This window comes from Nocardia sp. NPDC004340 (assembly GCF_053602575.1).
The window spans coordinates 1-15,883 of record NZ_JBSGDW010000015.1; the positions used below are offsets into that span (position 1 = coordinate 1).

Annotated in this window: 18 protein-coding genes; 2 read left to right on the forward strand and 16 right to left on the reverse strand. The window is 66.2% G+C overall.

Annotation, left to right across the window (positions count from 1 at the left end; translation table 11 throughout):
* Window positions 1-360: 360 nt before the first annotated feature.
* The 5 genes from murA to ACWEOI_RS32930 form a co-directional block, all read right to left on the reverse strand.
* On the reverse strand, window positions 361-1,623 hold the full coding sequence (murA, locus tag ACWEOI_RS32910) for a UDP-N-acetylglucosamine 1-carboxyvinyltransferase (protein ID WP_357289633.1): 1,263 nt from the start codon (window positions 1,621-1,623) through the stop codon (window positions 361-363).
* A gap of 10 nt (window positions 1,624-1,633) precedes the next feature.
* A complete protein-coding gene (locus ACWEOI_RS32915) occupies window positions 1,634-2,227 on the reverse strand; it encodes a cob(I)yrinic acid a,c-diamide adenosyltransferase (protein WP_433671097.1) in 594 nt (197 codons plus the stop codon).
* Window positions 2,228-2,256: 29 nt separating this feature from the next.
* A complete protein-coding gene (locus tag ACWEOI_RS32920) occupies window positions 2,257-2,679 on the reverse strand; it encodes a DUF2550 family protein (protein ID WP_433671096.1) in 423 nt (140 codons plus the stop codon).
* A gap of 170 nt (window positions 2,680-2,849) precedes the next feature.
* Entirely contained in the window at window positions 2,850-3,551 is a 702-nt protein-coding gene (locus ACWEOI_RS32925; RefSeq protein WP_433671094.1) for an MspA family porin, read from the reverse strand.
* Window positions 3,552-3,578: 27 nt separating this feature from the next.
* The gene (locus tag ACWEOI_RS32930) at window positions 3,579-4,124 is read right to left on the reverse strand and encodes an MspA family porin (RefSeq protein ID WP_433671092.1); all 546 of its coding nucleotides are present in this window, start codon (window positions 4,122-4,124) and stop codon (window positions 3,579-3,581) included.
* A 390-nt stretch (window positions 4,125-4,514) separates the two neighbouring features.
* On the opposite strand from ACWEOI_RS32930, the gene ACWEOI_RS32935 reads away from it, so the two are divergent.
* Window positions 4,515-5,606 (forward strand): NAD(P)-dependent alcohol dehydrogenase, encoded by a 1,092-nt coding sequence (locus tag ACWEOI_RS32935; protein WP_452362130.1) that lies wholly within the window; start codon window positions 4,515-4,517, stop codon window positions 5,604-5,606.
* Window positions 5,607-5,729: 123 nt separating this feature from the next.
* On the opposite strand, the gene ACWEOI_RS32940 is transcribed toward ACWEOI_RS32935, so the two are convergent.
* From ACWEOI_RS32940 to ACWEOI_RS32990, 11 genes are all read right to left on the reverse strand, one after another.
* Entirely contained in the window at window positions 5,730-6,110 is a 381-nt protein-coding gene (locus tag ACWEOI_RS32940; RefSeq protein ID WP_433671089.1) for a F0F1 ATP synthase subunit epsilon, read from the reverse strand.
* A 6-nt stretch (window positions 6,111-6,116) separates the two neighbouring features.
* The gene (gene atpD / locus ACWEOI_RS32945) at window positions 6,117-7,559 is read right to left on the reverse strand and encodes a F0F1 ATP synthase subunit beta (protein ID WP_213557738.1); all 1,443 of its coding nucleotides are present in this window, start codon (window positions 7,557-7,559) and stop codon (window positions 6,117-6,119) included.
* Between the two features lie 16 nt (window positions 7,560-7,575).
* A complete protein-coding gene (locus tag ACWEOI_RS32950; RefSeq protein ID WP_357098848.1) occupies window positions 7,576-8,544 on the reverse strand; it encodes a F0F1 ATP synthase subunit gamma in 969 nt (322 codons plus the stop codon).
* Window positions 8,545-8,602: 58 nt separating this feature from the next.
* Window positions 8,603-10,240, reverse strand: a complete 1,638-nt coding sequence (gene atpA / locus ACWEOI_RS32955) for a F0F1 ATP synthase subunit alpha (protein WP_357098850.1) — start codon at window positions 10,238-10,240, stop codon at window positions 8,603-8,605.
* A gap of 64 nt (window positions 10,241-10,304) precedes the next feature.
* Window positions 10,305-11,114: a F0F1 ATP synthase subunit delta gene (locus tag ACWEOI_RS32960; protein WP_357098852.1), complete on the reverse strand. Its 810-nt coding sequence runs from the start codon at window positions 11,112-11,114 to the stop codon at window positions 10,305-10,307.
* Window positions 11,115-11,133: 19 nt separating this feature from the next.
* Window positions 11,134-11,691: a F0F1 ATP synthase subunit B gene (locus ACWEOI_RS32965; RefSeq protein WP_379279233.1), complete on the reverse strand. Its 558-nt coding sequence runs from the start codon at window positions 11,689-11,691 to the stop codon at window positions 11,134-11,136.
* 26 nt (window positions 11,692-11,717) lie between these two features.
* Entirely contained in the window at window positions 11,718-11,963 is a 246-nt protein-coding gene (locus tag ACWEOI_RS32970; RefSeq protein WP_040856073.1) for an ATP synthase F0 subunit C, read from the reverse strand.
* Window positions 11,964-12,038: 75 nt separating this feature from the next.
* Window positions 12,039-12,764 carry a F0F1 ATP synthase subunit A gene (atpB, locus tag ACWEOI_RS32975; RefSeq protein ID WP_357098873.1) on the reverse strand — a complete coding sequence of 242 codons (726 nt, stop codon included), beginning with the start codon at window positions 12,762-12,764 and terminating at the stop codon, window positions 12,039-12,041.
* A gap of 419 nt (window positions 12,765-13,183) precedes the next feature.
* Window positions 13,184-13,621 (reverse strand): hypothetical protein, encoded by a 438-nt coding sequence (locus ACWEOI_RS32980; RefSeq protein ID WP_433671084.1) that lies wholly within the window; start codon window positions 13,619-13,621, stop codon window positions 13,184-13,186.
* Between the two features lie 2 nt (window positions 13,622-13,623).
* The gene (locus tag ACWEOI_RS32985) at window positions 13,624-14,820 is read right to left on the reverse strand and encodes an MraY family glycosyltransferase (RefSeq protein WP_357098859.1); all 1,197 of its coding nucleotides are present in this window, start codon (window positions 14,818-14,820) and stop codon (window positions 13,624-13,626) included.
* An 11-nt stretch (window positions 14,821-14,831) separates the two neighbouring features.
* Window positions 14,832-15,497, reverse strand: coding sequence for an L-threonylcarbamoyladenylate synthase (locus ACWEOI_RS32990; protein WP_433671082.1), 666 nt, complete (start codon window positions 15,495-15,497; stop codon window positions 14,832-14,834).
* A 107-nt stretch (window positions 15,498-15,604) separates the two neighbouring features.
* On the opposite strand from ACWEOI_RS32990, the gene ACWEOI_RS32995 reads away from it, so the two are divergent.
* Window positions 15,605-15,865, forward strand: coding sequence for a hypothetical protein (locus tag ACWEOI_RS32995; protein WP_452362131.1), 261 nt, complete (start codon window positions 15,605-15,607; stop codon window positions 15,863-15,865).
* The last annotated feature ends 18 nt before the right edge of the window (window positions 15,866-15,883 follow it).

Below are 15,883 nucleotides of genomic sequence, written 5' to 3' on the forward strand. Positions count from 1 at the left end.
ACCCTCACGGGGGTGAGAATGATTGGAACCAAATATAATATTTGGCACTGACATTCATCGACACACTATTGAGTTCTCAAAGAACACACGCACACACCAACATTCACCGGAGTAGATCCGGATGGTCGGTGAGGCTGCTTGTGAAGCTTAGCTCAGCCCTCGCAGCAGAACCAAATCCGCTGATCTTGCTGAACCAATGTGATCATCAGGCGCTCCTCGTACTACCTCGTTTCCCTAGCCTCTGGGGCCCGGGTCGGTGTCCGTGTCGCTCTGACCTGGAATAAGTTACGTGTTGGTTGTTCGCATGTCAAATCGCCTGTTCAGGACGGGTTTTCGTGAACACGTCCCGACACCGGCCGTTCAGTCGGAGGTTCCGACGCGTTCGATTTCCGCTCCGAGCCCGCGCAGGTTCTCCACGAAAGACGGGTAACCCCGGTCGATGTGGAAGACATCGTGGACTTCGGTGACACCGTCGGCCACCAGACCCGCGAGCACCAGACCCGCGCCGGCCCGAATGTCGGAGGACCACACCGGCGCCGAGGACAGTCGCGGAATACCGCGCACCACAGCGTGATGCCCGTCGGTGCGGGCGTCCGCGCCGAGCCGGATCATCTCTTCGACGAAACGGAAGCGCGCCTCGAAGATGTTCTCGGTGATCATCGAGGTGCCGTCCGCGATGGCGGCCAGGCCGATGGCCATCGGCTGCAGGTCGGTGGGGAAACCTGGGAACGGCAGGGTCGAGAAGTTCACGGCACGAGGGCGATCCGCCTGCACCACGCGAAAACCATCCGGTTCGAACGAGATTCGGGCGCCCGCCGAGCGCAGCTTGTCCAGCACCAGGGACAGGTGCTTGGGGTTGATGCCCGTCACCCGCACGTCACCGGTGGTCATGGCGGCGGCGATGCCCCAGGTCGCGGCGACGATGCGGTCGCCGATCACCCGGTGGGTAGTAGGGGCCAGCTTCTCCACGCCCTGGATGGTCAGCACCGAGGTGCCGGCGCCGGCGATCTTCGCGCCCATCCGGTTCAGCATGTTGCAGAGATCCACGATCTCCGGCTCACGCGCCGCATTGTCGATGACGGTCTCGCCCTCGGCGAGCACCGCGGCCATCAGAATGTTCTCGGTCGCGCCGACCGAGGGAAAGTCCAGCCGGATCCGCGCGCCCTGCAGCTCCTCGGCCCGGGCCACCAGACAGCCGTGCTCGATCTCCGAGGTCGCGCCGAGTAACCGCAGACCCTGCTGGTGCATGTCCAGCGGACGCGAACCGATCGCGTCACCGCCGGGCAGCGCCACCACGGCCCGCTTGCAGCGCGCCATCAGCGGACCCAGCACACACACCGAGGCGCGGAACTGGGTGACCGCCGGGAAGTCCGCGTGGTACTTCGGTTCCGGCGGCGTCGCGATATGGACCGTGCCGCCCTCGATGACCACATCGCAGCCGAGACCGCGCAACACGTCCGCCATCAACGGCACATCCAGGATGTCCGGGCAGTTCGTGATGGTGGTCGTACCCTCGGCCAGCAACGCGGCAGCCATCAGCTTGAGGACGCTGTTCTTCGCGCCGCCCACCGCGACCTCACCGACGAGCCTGCTGCCCCCGGTCACCAGAAACCGTTCACTCACGGGGGTCAGCCTAGTGGTCCTCTCCCGCGCTCGCGGCGTCTCCGCCCGGCCGCCACAGTATGTCGCCGTCCGGGTTGGCGACCCGGCCGAGGATGAACAGCAGGTCGGACAGTCGGTTGAGGTATTTGGCGGGCAGGACGTTGGTGTCGTCCGGGTGCGCCGCCACCGCGGCCCAGGCCGCGCGCTCGGCGCGTCGCGCCACGGTGCGCGCGGTGTGCAGCAGCGCGGCCAGCGGGGTGCCGCCGGGCAGGATGAACGAATTCAACGGCGCCAGAGGCTCATTGAACTCGTCGCACCACTTCTCCAGGCGGTCGATGTAGTCCTGGGTGATGCGCAGCGGCGGGTACTTGGGGTCGGCGACGACCGGGGTGGAGAGGTCCGCGCCCGCGTCGAACAAGTCGTTCTGAATGGAACGCAACACAGCCAGAATCCGCGTGTCCGGCTGACCGAGCGCGATGGCGACCCCGAGCGCCGCATTGGTTTCGTCACAGTCGGCATACGCGATCAGCCGCGGGTCGGTCTTGGCCACCCGCGAGAAATCGCTCAGTCCCGTGGTGCCGTCATCGCCGGTCCGCGTGTAGATCCGCGTCAAGTGAACGCTCACAGGGTCACACTATCGCTCTCGGTGTCGGGCTATCCCGCGCGGCGGCGGCGGATGCGCTCGGACGGGCGCGATTCCACCCAGGACAGGAAGGCCGCCATGGCGCCGCGGTCCAGGGCCAGCTCGTACTTGCCGTGACCGTCGGACACCATGACGATGACCTCGTCGGTCATGATGTCGTGCTCGTCGTCGGCCGGGGAGCGGCGCGGGCCCACCTCGATGGTGAGCCGCCGCATGGTGGAGTCCGGGCCTAGTTTCAGGCTGGAGAGTTTGTAGAAGAGGAGCGTGTCCTCGTCGTAGCGGATCAGGCCGTGCCGCCAGCCGCCGCCGTGTCCGCGCGCGGGCAGCACCCGCAGCAGCGCGGCGGTGCCGCCGCGACGCAGCATGACGAGGCGATAGGTCGAGGCCAAGGCCAATCCGACCAGCAGCAATACCAGAATGATCAGAAGCCACATCCCGGTTTGCAATGCCGCTCCGTCCCTTCACATCCGCGTTGCAGTCGATCATCGACCGGCCAGAAGCCGGGCCCCGCTTTCGGTCGATAGTAGCGACCGCGGAAACGCGGAGTCCGGCCATCCACCGAATGTGATGAATGCGCTGTTCAGCGAGGCGTCGAAGATATATGTCAGCCGATGGTGAACGGCTCCCCGTAGAGCACCAGATTACCGATGAAGGTGGCGGTGTCGACCTCGGCCGCGACGAACGCCCGCGCCTGGGCGTACCCGCCACAACCGTCCACCGAGAAGGTCTCGTCGGTCCAGCTCACGCTGGCGTGCGGACCCGGAACCTTGTTGTAGCGCTTGTGCGATTCCTGGCCGTAGTCGTCGGGCCGCTCCAGATCGAGCATCGGGCGCGCGACGGCCTGACCGGGTCCGAGCGTGATGCCGCTGCCCATCTGCTCGCTGAGGCCCAGCGTGCCCAGGGTCTGCAGGCTGGTGTCCGGGGTGTAGGCCTGGCCGCCGGCGTTGTTCGCGTTGATGCCGCTGATGTCGACCTGGCAGCCCACGATGTAGCCGGGGCTGATCTTGAGCGTCGAGTTCGAGGCGCTCGGGCCGTCGAGGTCGATACTGGCCACCGCCGTGGTCCAGACATTGCGATGCACGGGGGTGGATCCCATGGATCCGCTGATCTTGGCCGACTCCCCGGTGATCCGGACCGTCAGGTTGGTGCCGTCGGCGAGCTGCCGGGTGATGGAGCCCCCCGGGAGCGGAATGAAGGTGTCGGCGCGAGCGGGAGCGGCCGGGCCGAACCCGGACAGACCCGCCGCCGCGGCCAGCGCCACCCCCAGGATCCGTCCGCTCCGGGCACGAATTCCCTTGCCGTACATACGATCCCTTCCTTCGGAGTGGACTCGTCAGCCGATGCTGAACGGCTGTCCGTAGAGGGTGACCTTGTGGTAATCGACGCCGATGATCTCGACCACGGAGACCTGGCGGGCCTGCGCGAAACCGCCGCAGCCCTGAATCTCCATCGGGATGTCCTGATAGTTGATGGTGTAGGAGCCGCTCTTGACCAACTCGATGTTGTTGATCGCGACCCACTGCACCTGGCCCGGTGAGAGCGGGAAGCTGAATCCACCGGTCAGGCTGGGCGTGGAGCTGACGAGGACCGCGGCGTTCGCGCTCAACTGCCCCAGCGCGACCTGACAGCCGACGATGTAGCCGGTGGTGAGGTTGGACGATCCGTGCGTTCCCGAGTTGTTGGTGCCCGGAAAATTCAGCGGACCGTTGTTGGGACCGACATCCCCCTCCGGGGTCTCCACCTCGGCGGTGACATTGCCCGTCACCCACGAGGTCCGGCCCGCGCCGTTGGAGGCCAGCGACGGCGAAATGATCGCGCGCTCACCGACACTCGTGATCTTGACCCCCGGGCCCTCGATATGCCCGTCGGGCAGTGGCACGGTGACATCCGCGGCAGCCCTACCCGGTGCGACGAATCCGACCGCGACCGTGACGACGGCGACAGCGACCCCCCATGTGCCAATTCGAAGCCTGCTCATCAACCCCTCGCTCATCGTGCTGTTGCATCGTGGAGGTACAGCTGAGAATGCGGGAATTGCCGACCCATTGCCGGGTGCTTCAGATCACAACCCGGTGATCGGCGATTGCATTTAACCACACGGGGTTGACGCGAGAGCTATTACCGGGCGAACAGTCCGGAATCCGCGGCGGCCTACAGGTCCGCCGTTCACGAGGCCACTCACGGAACCGCTGAGCGGGATCGCCGATGGCCGTAAACTGGAACACGTTCTTATGCTCCCGACAATTGGGATGTCTTGGAAGGAGATTCCGTGGAAATTACCGCTGCGGTGGCCCGAGGAGCCGACGCGCCCTTCTCGATGGAGACCCTCAGCCTCGAGGAACCCCGTCCGGGCGAGGTGCTGGTGCGCATCGTCGCGACCGGCGTCTGCCACACCGACCTGGTCTCCAAGAGCGTATTTCCCGCCGAGTTGCCGATCGTTCTCGGGCACGAGGGCGCGGGCATCGTGGAGCAGATCGGCTCGGAAGTAACCGGAATCGAAGTGGGCGACCATGTTCTGCTCACCTACGCCAGTTGCGGCACGTGTTCTCGATGCGCCAACGGACTTCCGCCCTATTGCGAGAATTTCGTCATTCTGAACACCTCGGGCGGCCGCTCCGATTTCACCTCGCCGCTGAGCAACAATGGCGAGCGCGTCATGGGCGCGTTCTTCGGGCAGTCGAGTTTCGCCACCCACGCGCTGGTGTCGGCACGCAGCATCGTGGTCGTGGACAAGGATGTCGACCTGGTCGCCACCTCCCCGTTCGGCTGCGGCGTGCAGACCGGCGCGGGCGCGGTCGCCAATGTCATGAAGCCGGGCCCGAACGACTCGATCGCCATCTTCGGTGTGGGCGGCGTCGGCATGGCGGCGCTCATGGCGGCCCGGGCCATCGGCGCGGGAACCATTGTGGCCATCGACCTTTCCGCGGACCGCCTGGCCGTGGCCAAGGAGCTCGGCGCGGACGTCACCATCGACGGCGCGGCCGACGATGTCGTGGCGCAGATCGTGGCGGCCAGCAATGGCGGCGCGAACTTCGCACTCGACACCACCGCTGTGAATGCCGTCATCGCCAAGGGCTTGGAAGCGCTGGCCCCCATGGGCACCCTGGTGCTCGTCGGACTCGGTGAGGCCAGCATGGACTTCGAGATCGGCCATCTGACCGGAAACGGCAAGGCTGTTCGCGGATGCATCGAGGGCAGTGGCGATCCGCAGAAGTTCATTCCGCAGCTTCTGCGGTGGCACGCCGAGGGCAAGTTCCCGATCGAGAAGATCAGCAAGACCTATGCCTTCTCCGATATCGACACCGCGGTCGCGGACGCCCACCACGGCACCACCATCAAGCCGATTCTCACCTTCCAGTGAGAAGCGGCACGCGCGCCTGGCCTGTGCCGGGCGCGCGTGTGGTTCGCGGGGCGTAGGAGCGAAAACAGCGGCGGCCCCGGGGATTTTCCCCGGGGCCGCCGCCGTCGTTATTCAGCGTCGAGCTCAGTGAGCCGCAGCGGCCTTCTCGAGCGCCCGCAGCTGACCCTGTGCCTTGGCCAGCGCGGCCGGGCTCGCATCCGCATCGGCGATGACGGCCTTGGCGGCCGCCTCGTCGATGTCGAAGGCGAAGTCGGCGGACTCGGCCAGCACGCGCACCGAAGTGGCGGTGACGGAGAAGAATCCGCCGTGCACGGCGACGACAACGCGCTCGTTGTCATCGGACACGATGGTCACGGTGCCGCCTTCGACCAGCTGGCCGAGCAGCGGCTCGTGGCCGGCGAGAATGCCGATCTCACCCTCCGTGGTCTGGGCCGAGACGAAGGACGCCCGGCCCGACCACAGCAGTCGCTCGACGGCGACCAGATCAACGGACATATCTGCCATGGGTGACTACTTCCCGGCGATCTTCTTCGCAGCGGCCTCGACGTCGTCCAGGCCACCGCAGGAGTTGAACGCCTGCTCGGGCAGGTGGTCGAACTCGCCCTTGCAGACGCGGTCGAAGTCGTCGATGGTCTGCTCCAGCGGCACGACCGAACCCGGCTGACCGGTGAACTTCTCGGCCACGATGAAGTTCTGGCCGAGGAACTTCTCCAGACGACGGGCACGGCCCACGAGGACCTTGTCGCCTTCGGAGAGCTCGTCCATACCGAGGATGGCGATGATGTCCTGCAGCTCCTTGTACTTCTGCAGGATCCGCTTGACCTCGTTGGCCACCTGGAAGTGACGCTCGCCGACGATCGAAGCCTCGAGGATACGAGAGGTCGAGGTCAGCGGGTCGACGGCCGGGTAGATGCCCTTCTGCGAGATCGGGCGGGAAAGCTCGGTCGTCGCGTCCAGGTGGGCGAAGGTGGTCGCCGGCGCCGGGTCGGTGTAGTCGTCGGCGGGGACGTAGATCGCCTGCATCGAGGTGATCGAACGGCCACGGGTCGAGGTGATGCGCTCCTGGAGCTGACCCATCTCGTCCGCCAGGGTGGGCTGGTAACCCACGGCCGAGGGCATACGACCCAGCAGGGTCGAGACCTCGGAGCCGGCCTGGGTGAACCGGAAGATGTTGTCGATGAAGAGCAACACGTCCTGGTTCTGCACATCGCGGAAGTACTCCGCCATGGTCAGGGCCGACAGGGCGACGCGCATACGCGTGCCCGGCGGCTCGTCCATCTGGCCGAAGACGAGGGCGGTGTCCTGGAGGACGCCCATCTCTTCCATTTCCAGGTGGAGGTCGGTGCCCTCACGGGTACGCTCACCGACGCCCGCGAACACCGAGGTGCCCGAGAACTCGCGAGCGATACGGGTGATCATCTCCTGGATCAGAACGGTCTTGCCGACACCGGCGCCACCGAACAGACCGATCTTGCCACCCTTGACGTACGGGGTGAGGAGGTCGATGACCTTGACGCCCGTTTCCAGGATCTCGGTCTTACCCTCGAGCTGGTCGAAGGCGGGCGGCTGGCGGTGGATGCCCCACTGCTCGCCGTCGCGGCCCAGGCCGGGGGTGTCCAGGCAGTCGCCGAGCGCGTTGAAGACGTGGCCCTTGACGACATCGCCGACCGGCACCGAGATCGGCTTGCCGGTGTCGCGCACCTCGACGCCACGCACCAGACCGTCGGTCGGCTGCATGGAGATGGTGCGGACGATGTTGTCGCCCAGGTGCTGCGCGACCTCGAGGGTCAGGGTCTTCGCAACGGACGCGAGCGCGATGTCCACGTTCAGCGCGTTGTAAAGCTCGGGGATCGAGCCGCGCGGGAACTCGACGTCCACGACGGGGCCGATGACGCGGGAGACGCGGCCAGTGCCGGCGCCAACCCGGGTTTCGTTAGTGACAGCTGCGGTCATTGGTTCTCTTCCGTGTCTAGTCGCGGTCCGAGCTCGACGCCAGCGCGTTGGCGCCGCCGACGATTTCCGTGATTTCCTGCGTGATTCCGGCCTGGCGCAGCGAGTTCGCGGTACGGGTCAGTGAATTCACCAGATCCGTCGCGTTGTCGGTGGCCGCCTTCATCGCGGTGCGGCGCGCAGCCGACTCCGATGCCGCAGCGTCGAGCAGCGACGAGTAGATCCGGGTGTTGATGTACTTCGGCAGCAGCGCGCCCAGCAGGCGGTCCGCGTCCGGCTCGAACTCGTACTGGGCAACCGGGTTGGAGTTGCCGTCGGAGAAGGAGTCCTCACCGAGTTCGAAGTTCTCGTCGACGTAGCTCACCTGAATGGGAGCCAGGCGACGCACCTCGGGAACCTGCGACAGCATCGACACGAAACGCGTGTAGACGATGTGCAGTTCATCGACGCCGGCCATGGTGCCGACCCCGTTGGGGGCGGCCACCTCGCCGTCGGCGCCCGCCATGAACGCCTCCACCAGGTGGTTGCACGCGGCGGAAGCGTCGGCGTAGTTGGGCGCCTGGGAGAACCCGGTCCACGAACCGTTGGTCGAGCGACCACGGAAGGTGTAGTAGGTCAGGCCCTTCGCGCCCATCACGTACAGCACCGGCTCTTTGCCCTCGGAACGCAGCGTGGTCAGCAGCTCCTCGGTGCGCTTGAGCACATTGGAGTTGTAGCCACCACACATACCGCGGTCACTGGTGATCACCAGGACCGCGGCGCGCCGCGGGTTGGACCGCTCGGTGAGCAGCGGGTGGGTGAGATTGCCACTGGCGCTGGCCAATTCGGCGAGCACCTTGGTGATCTCTTCCGCGTACGGCTTGGCAGCCGCGACCCGGGCCTGCGCCTTGCTGATTCGCGAGGTCGCGATCAGCTCTTGCGCCTTGGTGATCTTCTTGATCGAGCTCACGGAACGAATTCGGGAGCGCAGTTCGCGCACGCTTGCCATTAGCGGTTCACACTCCCTTCATTCCTCGAGTCAGACAGTCGCATTCGCTTCGCCGTTCTTACTTCTCGACGTGCTTGCGAGTGACGGACAGCGACTCGACCTCTTCGTGATCGAGCTTGCCGGCCTCGGCCTCGACGACGCGGGTGCCGTCGGAAGCCAGGAAGCCCTGCTTGAACTTGTCGGTCGCGGCCTTGATCTCGTCGGCCGGCTCACCCTCGAGCTTCTTCGCGCCACCCTGGAGGGCGTCGAAGGAGGACTGCACCGAACCGTGCAGGAACTCGAGCAGCTCGCCGTTGAAGCGACGCACGTCGCCGACCGGCACCGAGTCGTAGTAGCCCGCGTCCACCAGGAACAGCGAGACAACCTGGTCCTCGACCGAAACCGGGGCGTACTGGTCCTGCTTGAGCAGCTCGACCCAGCGCGCGCCACGCTCCAGCTGCGCCAGCGAGGCCGCATCCAGGTCGGAGGCGAAGGCGGAGAAGGCTTCCAGCTCACGGTAGGAGGCCAGCTCCAGACGCAGCGAACCGGCGACCTGCTTCATGGCCTTGGTCTGCGCGGCGCCACCGACACGGGAGACGGAGATACCGACGTTGATGGCCGGACGGACACCCTTGTTGAAGAGGTCCGACTCCAGGAACACCTGGCCGTCGGTGATGGAGATGACGTTGGTCGGGATGAACGCCGACACGTCGTTGGCCTTGGTCTCGATGATCGGCAGCGCGGTCATGGAACCGGCGCCCAGCTCGTCGGACAGCTTCGCGCAACGCTCCAGCAGACGGGAGTGCAGGTAGAAGACGTCACCCGGGTACGCCTCGCGGCCCGGCGGACGACGCAGCAGCAGCGAGATGGCACGGTAGGCCTCGGCCTGCTTGGACAGGTCGTCGAACACGATCAGGACGTGCTTGCCCTGGTACATCCAGTGCTGGCCGATGGCCGAACCGGTGTACGGCGCCAGCCACTTGAAGCCGGCGGAGTCGGAGGCCGGAGCCGCGACGATGGTGGTGTACTCCATCGCGCCGTGCGCCTCGAGGGCAGCCTTGACGCCCGCGATGGTGGAGCCCTTCTGGCCGATCGCGACGTAGATGCAGCGCACCTGCTTCGACGGATCGCCGGTGGCCCAGTTGGCCTTCTGGTTGATGATCGCGTCGATGCAGACCGCGGTCTTACCGGTCTTGCGGTCACCGATGACCAGCTGACGCTGGCCACGGCCGATCGCGGTCAGGGCGTCGATGGCGGTGATGCCGGTGGCGAGCGGCTCGCCGACGGGCTGGCGCTCCAGCACGGTCGCGGCCTGCAGCTCGAGCACGCGACGCTCGTCGGCCTCGATCTCGCCGAGGCCGTCGATCGGGGCACCCAGCGGGTTCACCACGCGGCCGAGGAAGTTGTCGCCCACCGGGACCGAGAGCACGTCGCCGGTACGGCGGACCTGCTGGCCCTCCTCGATGGTGTCGAACTCACCCAGGACGACGGCACCGATTTCGGTGTCCTCCAGGTTCAGCGCGACGCCGAGCACGCCGCCGGGGAATTCCAGCAGCTCGTTGGCCATCGCGCCGGGGAGGCCGCTGATGTGGGCGATACCGTCGCCGGTGTCGGTGACTACGCCCACTTCCTCGATGGAGGTTTCCGGGGTGTAGCTCTGGGTGTAGCTCTCGATCGCGCTACGGATCTCATCGGGGGAGATCGTCAGCTCCGCCATGTTCTTCCTGCTCTCGCTGTGGTCTCGAATGTCGGTGTGTTACTGCGCTTCTGGCGTTCGTGTCTCAGGCGAGAGACTGACGCAAGCGCTGGAGGCGGCCGACGGCGCTGCCGTCGATCAGGTCGTCGCCGACGCGCACGACGACGCCGGCCAGCAGGCTCGGGTCTTCCTGCACGTGCACCGTGACGGGCTTGTCGTAGATGCGCTGCAGCGAAGCAGCCAGGTGCTCACGCTGCTGCGGCGTCAGGGCCACCGCGGCACGGACGTGCGCCACGATCTGCTCCCGGAGCGAAGCCGCCAGGTCGGACAGCTCGTCGATGGCCGCGCCGACATCGCCCTTGTGGCGCAGCACGGCCTGCTCGACCAGCTGCTGGGTGATGTCTTCGACCTTGCCGGCGAGCAGACGCTGCACCAGGGCCCGCTTGGCTTCCGCCGGCTTGCCGTGGTCCTGCAGCGCCTGCTCCAGGTCCGGGTTGTCGTCGATGATCCGGGCCAGCCGGAACAGCTCGTCCTCGACCGCGGTCAGGCGGCCACGCTCGTCCGCGGCGCGCAACAGCGCCTCGCGGCCGAGCAGAACCAGCGTGTCGACCAGATCCCGGGCGCGCGACCAGTCCTGGGCCACGGCCGTGGTCAGCACGGCCAGCGTGGTACCGCTGATCTTGCCGCCGAAGACGCGTTCGGCCAGCTCGGCTCGCGCCGAGCTCGACACCGACTTATCCGCGAGCGCCACACGCAGCGAACGCTGGTCGTCGAGGACGGCGACAACGGCGAACAGTTCCGACCCCGTAGTAGCCGCGACGGTGTCGCTACCGGTCAGAGCGGCCCGAAGAGCTTCCCGCGCACGGGAACTCGCCTCGCGGCTCGCTGCGTACATGCTTCCCACTTTCGGTTCGTTACCTTCCGACCCCGATGCCGGCGTTCGCGTCCAGCTCCGCGAGGAACCGGTCGATCGACGCCGCCTGCTTGGCCTCGTCGGCCACCGACTGACCGATGATCTTCTCGGCCAGGTCGACCGCGGTACGGCCCAGTTCGGACCGCAGCTCGGTCACGATCTGCTGGCGCTGCGCCTCCAGCTGCGAGTGGCCGGCGGCCACGATGCGGTCGGCCTCGGCCTGCGCATCGGTGCGCATCTGCGACAGGATGGCCGCACCCTGGGTGCGGGCTTCCTCGCGGATGCGAGCGGCCTCGAGGCGAGCCTCGGCCAGCTGCTCCTGGTACTGCTGCAGGGTGGCCTGCGCCTCGGCCTGCACGGCCTCGGCCTTGGCGATACCGCCCTCGATCTTCTGCGAACGCTCATCCAGCACCTTGGTCAGGCGCGGGACGACGTACTTGGCGAAGACGAAGGCGATAACGATGAAGACGACCGCAGACCAGAAGATGTCGTACGGCTCGGGGATGAGGGGGTTGACGTCGTCGGACCCCTCAGCCGCAAGCAGATAGGTGCTGTTCATCGTTGATTCCTAGTCTTTGGCCGGAATCAGAAAATGAAGCCGGCGACGAGACCGATCAGCGCCAGGGCCTCGGTGAACGCGATACCCAGGAACATGTTGGTCCGGATGGTGCCCTGCAGCTCGGGCTGACGGGCGATGCCCTCGATGGCCTTACCGACGACGATGCCCACACCGATGCCGGGGCCGATCGCAGCGAGGCCGTAACCGATGGCGCCGAAGCCCTTGGACTTGGACTCGGCAACTTCAGCAGCCAGGTACGAGAGGGTGCTCATGTGTGTTTCATTCCCTTTCTGTCGCCCACCCGCCGGGCGGCGTGGAAGGCAGGTTTATGGAGTTGGTGCGGTCGGTCAGTGAGAGTCGGCGTGCTGCGCCAGACCGATGTAGACAGCGGTCAGCAGCGCGAACACGTACGCCTGCAGGAAGACCACCAGCAGCTCGAAGAGGGTGAAGCCGAAGCCCGCGAGCAGCGAGAACGGCGAGAACACCTTCATCCAGGAGGCGGCATCGAACAGGAAGAACTGGGTGGCACTGAAGAACAGCACCAACATGATGTGGCCTGCCAGCATGTTCGCCATGAGACGGACGGTGAGCGTGAACGGGCGCAACACGAAGGTCGAGATGAACTCGATGGGGATCAGCAGCACGTGCAGCGCGGCCGGCACATTCGGCACCACGATGGACGAGCGCATGTATTTCAGGAAGCCGTACTTCTTGATGCCCACGTAGTTGAAGGTGACGTAGGCGACGACAGCCAGCACCAGCGGCATGCCGATGCGCGCGTTCGACGAGATGTTCAGACCCGGAATAACGCCCGAGATGTTCAGGAACAGCACGGTGAAGAAGATCGACGCGATGAGCGGGAAGAACTTCTTACCGGATTCCTTGCCGAGCACCTCGTCGCAGATCTGCTCCTTGACGAACACCAGACCGGATTCGGCGACATTCTGCAGTCCGCGCGGAACCAGCTGAGGCCGACGGAAAGCGGCGAACATGACTGCCACGAGAACGACCGACATCAGGATGCGAATGAGCATCAAACGGTCGAGCTCGAAAGGCGTCCCCTCGAACAGCACTGCTGGAGGGAAGAAGTCGTTGAGTGACGGCGCGTGGAACTCGCCTGCCAAAATGGTGACGCTCAGCGTTCTCTCCCGTGGTCGGCCGCCAGGAGATAGTTTTCTCCTGCGGTTCGATCGGACATTGACGATCTGGTGGGTCGACTCAGGTCGGCTCGAAGTTCGTCAGCAGCTGTGGCAGTCACGCCCTGGCGTCTGTACGCGCGTCGGCGACATCGTCGACGGTGCAGAACCGTGACCCGAAAGGGTCCGGTACGGCTGTAAGCATAACCTGCTCTCAGGCGGGTCTCAGGCGACCCCCCCTGTTGATTCGGTTGGCTACAGGTAAAGAGTTTATCAAGTTATCTACGACAATGCGTAGGGGGTCGCGGAAACGCCGGATGAACGGTGTTTCGACGGCCGTGCCGGAGGGTCTCCGGCTACAGGTCACGCTCCACGTGAACGGTCGGAACCCGTTGGCGCAGAAGGCCGTAGGTCTCCGCGCCGAGCACGATGAGCAGAGCGCCGACCACGGTCAGGAAGAGCGCGCCGCGGCTGTAGAAGTCGTAGTTCTGCAGCACTGCGACGACAATCACTGCCAGCAGCAGCTTTCCGACCCAGCTGCCCAGCAGCACCAGGCCCTGCAGGCCCGATTCGATCTTGGCGCTGAACAGCACCGAGGCAGCCGTGGTCAGAATGAAGGCGCCACCCAGGGCGGAGCCGATGAGGGCGCCCCACAGGCCGGGCAGGCCGGCGAAGATCGACGACAGAATCGCCGAAACCACAACCAGCACAGCCAAACCGGCGATGCCGTAGCGCAGTGCCGCGCGCAGCGGGGCGTCGGGACCGGGATCGGAAGGCGTGCTCACGGACAGCAACTCTACCCGGCGGCGCGATCACGCCCACGCGGCGGTTTGCGAACCGAGTTGATCCTCAGTTCCCGCCAGGACGGCACCGCGGTGACGATCAGCGCGAAGACCAGCCCCGCCGCGAACAGCAGCACCACCAGGCGGCGATCGGAGATCAACGAGGTGCCGACCGCGCCGAATGCGAAGACGCTCACCCACAGATAGATCACCAGCACCACGCGGCGCTGCGAATGCCCGATCTGCAGCAAACGGTGATGCAGATGCATTTTGTCGGGAGTGGAGAAACTCACACCCGCGCGCACGCGGCGCACCACGGCCAAGACAAGATCAAGTACGGGAATGAACATCACCGCACCCACCAGCAACAACGGCGACAACAGACCCACGATGTCGCGCGGGCCGTAACCCTGCAGCGGAATTCTCCCGGACGCGCCGGTCGACACCGCCGCCAGCATCAATCCGATCAGCATGGATCCGGTATCCCCCATGAAAATGCGGGCCGGTGAGAAATTGTGTGGCAGAAATCCCAGGCACGCGCCGGCGAGGGCGGCCGCCAGCAACGCGGGCGGATACGTATCGGTGGAACCGCCCACCTCGTAGAGCAAACCCACGGTGAACACGAAAACCGCGACCGCCGCGATGAACCCCAGGCCCGCGGCCAATCCATCCAGGCCGTCCACGAAATTCATGGCGTTCACGACGGTCACCGTGATGCCCACCGTCACCAGACCGCCCTGCAGCGGATCCAGCACCACCGTCTCGTTGGTGAACGGGTTGTAGATGGCCACCCAGCTCAGGCCCATCACCGCCATCACGCCCGCCGCGGTGATCTGCCCCACCAGCTTGGTCAGCCAGTCCAGGCCCCAGCGGTCGTCGATGATGCCGACCAGCACGATCAGCGTCGCCGCGGCCAGGACCGCGGGAATGTCCTTCGGATAATCGAAGCCCCGGCGCAACGCGGGCAGCTGATGCGCGAACAGGACGGCCGCCACCAGACCCAGATAGATGGCCAGACCGCCCATTCGCGGAATCGGCTTCACGTGCACATCGCGTTCCCGCGGAATCGCCACCGCGCCGAAGGCGATGGCCAGCACCCGGATTCCGCCCGTGGTGAGGAAGGCGATGACCGCGGCGGCCAGCAGCACCAGCAGCAGCTCCCGCAGCGGGACAACCGCGCCCTGGCTGAATACGCCCTGACTCAGAAGCATCTAGCGGGCCGTCAGCGCGCGCCGGCCTGACGGAGTTCCTCGGGCGACATACCGAGCACCTCCGCGATCTTCTCGATCGGTACCGCGCCCTCACGCAACACCCGCGGCGCGTCCGCGGTCAGATCCACGATGGTGGACGCCACCGCGTGATCGGCCGGACCGCCGTCCAGGTACACGCCGACCAGATCGCCCAGCTGCGCCTGCGCCTCCCCCACCGTGGCGGCCGGCGGCTGCCCCGACACGTTCGCGCTCGACACCGCCAGCGGGCCCACCTCGCGCAGCAACTCCAGCGCCACCGGGTGCAGCGGCATGCGCAGCATCACCGTGCCGCGCGCGTCACCCAGATCCCAGGCCAGCGAAGGGGCTTGCTGCACAACCAGACTCAGGCCACCCGGCCAGAACGCGCGGATCAGTTCCCGGGCCTGCGGGCGCACCGAGTACACCAGCCCGTCGATCGTGGTCCACGACCCGACCAGCACCGGCACCGGCATATCGCGACCGCGCCGCTTGGCGGCCAGCAACGCGCCCACCGCCTGACTGTCGAACGCGTCGGCGGCGATTCCGTACAACGTGTCGGTCGGGATGACGGCCAATCGACCGCTCTTCAGCGTGCTGCGCGCGGCACTCAGACCGGCGGCGCGGGAGTCGGGATCGGCACAGTCGTAGACGGTACTCACGGCTGACATCTTGGCACGGATCAACTCGCGATAGCTCTCAGGGGCAAGCCCCTGAAACCCCGAGGACTCCGGGGGCCGCGCCCCCGAACCCCCGCGAGGACTTCTCGGTGCAGCACACCGAACCGCCGCGGGGACTTCCCGAGCGCAACGCACCGAGCCCCAGCGAGGACTTCCCCGGCACGACACCGAGCCCCAGCCAGGACTTCCCCGGCGCGACACCGAACCGCCGCCAGGGCTTCCTCGGTGCTGCACACCGAGCCCGCGGCAAGAATTCCTCAGGTGGCGCGCCGACCCCGGCCGAGAACTTCCCCAGTCAGCGCGCCGAGCATGACGAGTCCCGGAAAGCGGCGCGCTGGGAGCGGGCATAGGCTCGCGGGGACGAAGGA

Coding starts and splice junctions, on each gene's coding strand:
- ACWEOI_RS32920 (WP_433671096.1), bottom strand. CDS start 2,679: ATGTGGCTTCTGATCATTCTGGTATTGCTGCTGGTCGGATTGGCCTTG.
- ACWEOI_RS32925 (WP_433671094.1), bottom strand. CDS start 3,551: ATGTACGGCAAGGGAATTCGTGCCCGGAGCGGACGGATCCTGGGGGTG.
- ACWEOI_RS32940 (WP_433671089.1), bottom strand. CDS start 6,110: ATGGCAGATATGTCCGTTGATCTGGTCGCCGTCGAGCGACTGCTGTGG.
- atpD (WP_213557738.1), bottom strand. CDS start 7,559: ATGACCGCAGCTGTCACTAACGAAACCCGGGTTGGCGCCGGCACTGGC.
- ACWEOI_RS32950 (WP_357098848.1), bottom strand. CDS start 8,544: ATGGCAAGCGTGCGCGAACTGCGCTCCCGAATTCGTTCCGTGAGCTCG.
- atpA (WP_357098850.1), bottom strand. CDS start 10,240: ATGGCGGAGCTGACGATCTCCCCCGATGAGATCCGTAGCGCGATCGAG.
- ACWEOI_RS32960 (WP_357098852.1), bottom strand. CDS start 11,114: ATGTACGCAGCGAGCCGCGAGGCGAGTTCCCGTGCGCGGGAAGCTCTT.
- ACWEOI_RS32965 (WP_379279233.1), bottom strand. CDS start 11,691: ATGAACAGCACCTATCTGCTTGCGGCTGAGGGGTCCGACGACGTCAAC.
- ACWEOI_RS32970 (WP_040856073.1), bottom strand. CDS start 11,963: ATGAGCACCCTCTCGTACCTGGCTGCTGAAGTTGCCGAGTCCAAGTCC.
- ACWEOI_RS32985 (WP_357098859.1), bottom strand. CDS start 14,820: ATGCTTCTGAGTCAGGGCGTATTCAGCCAGGGCGCGGTTGTCCCGCTG.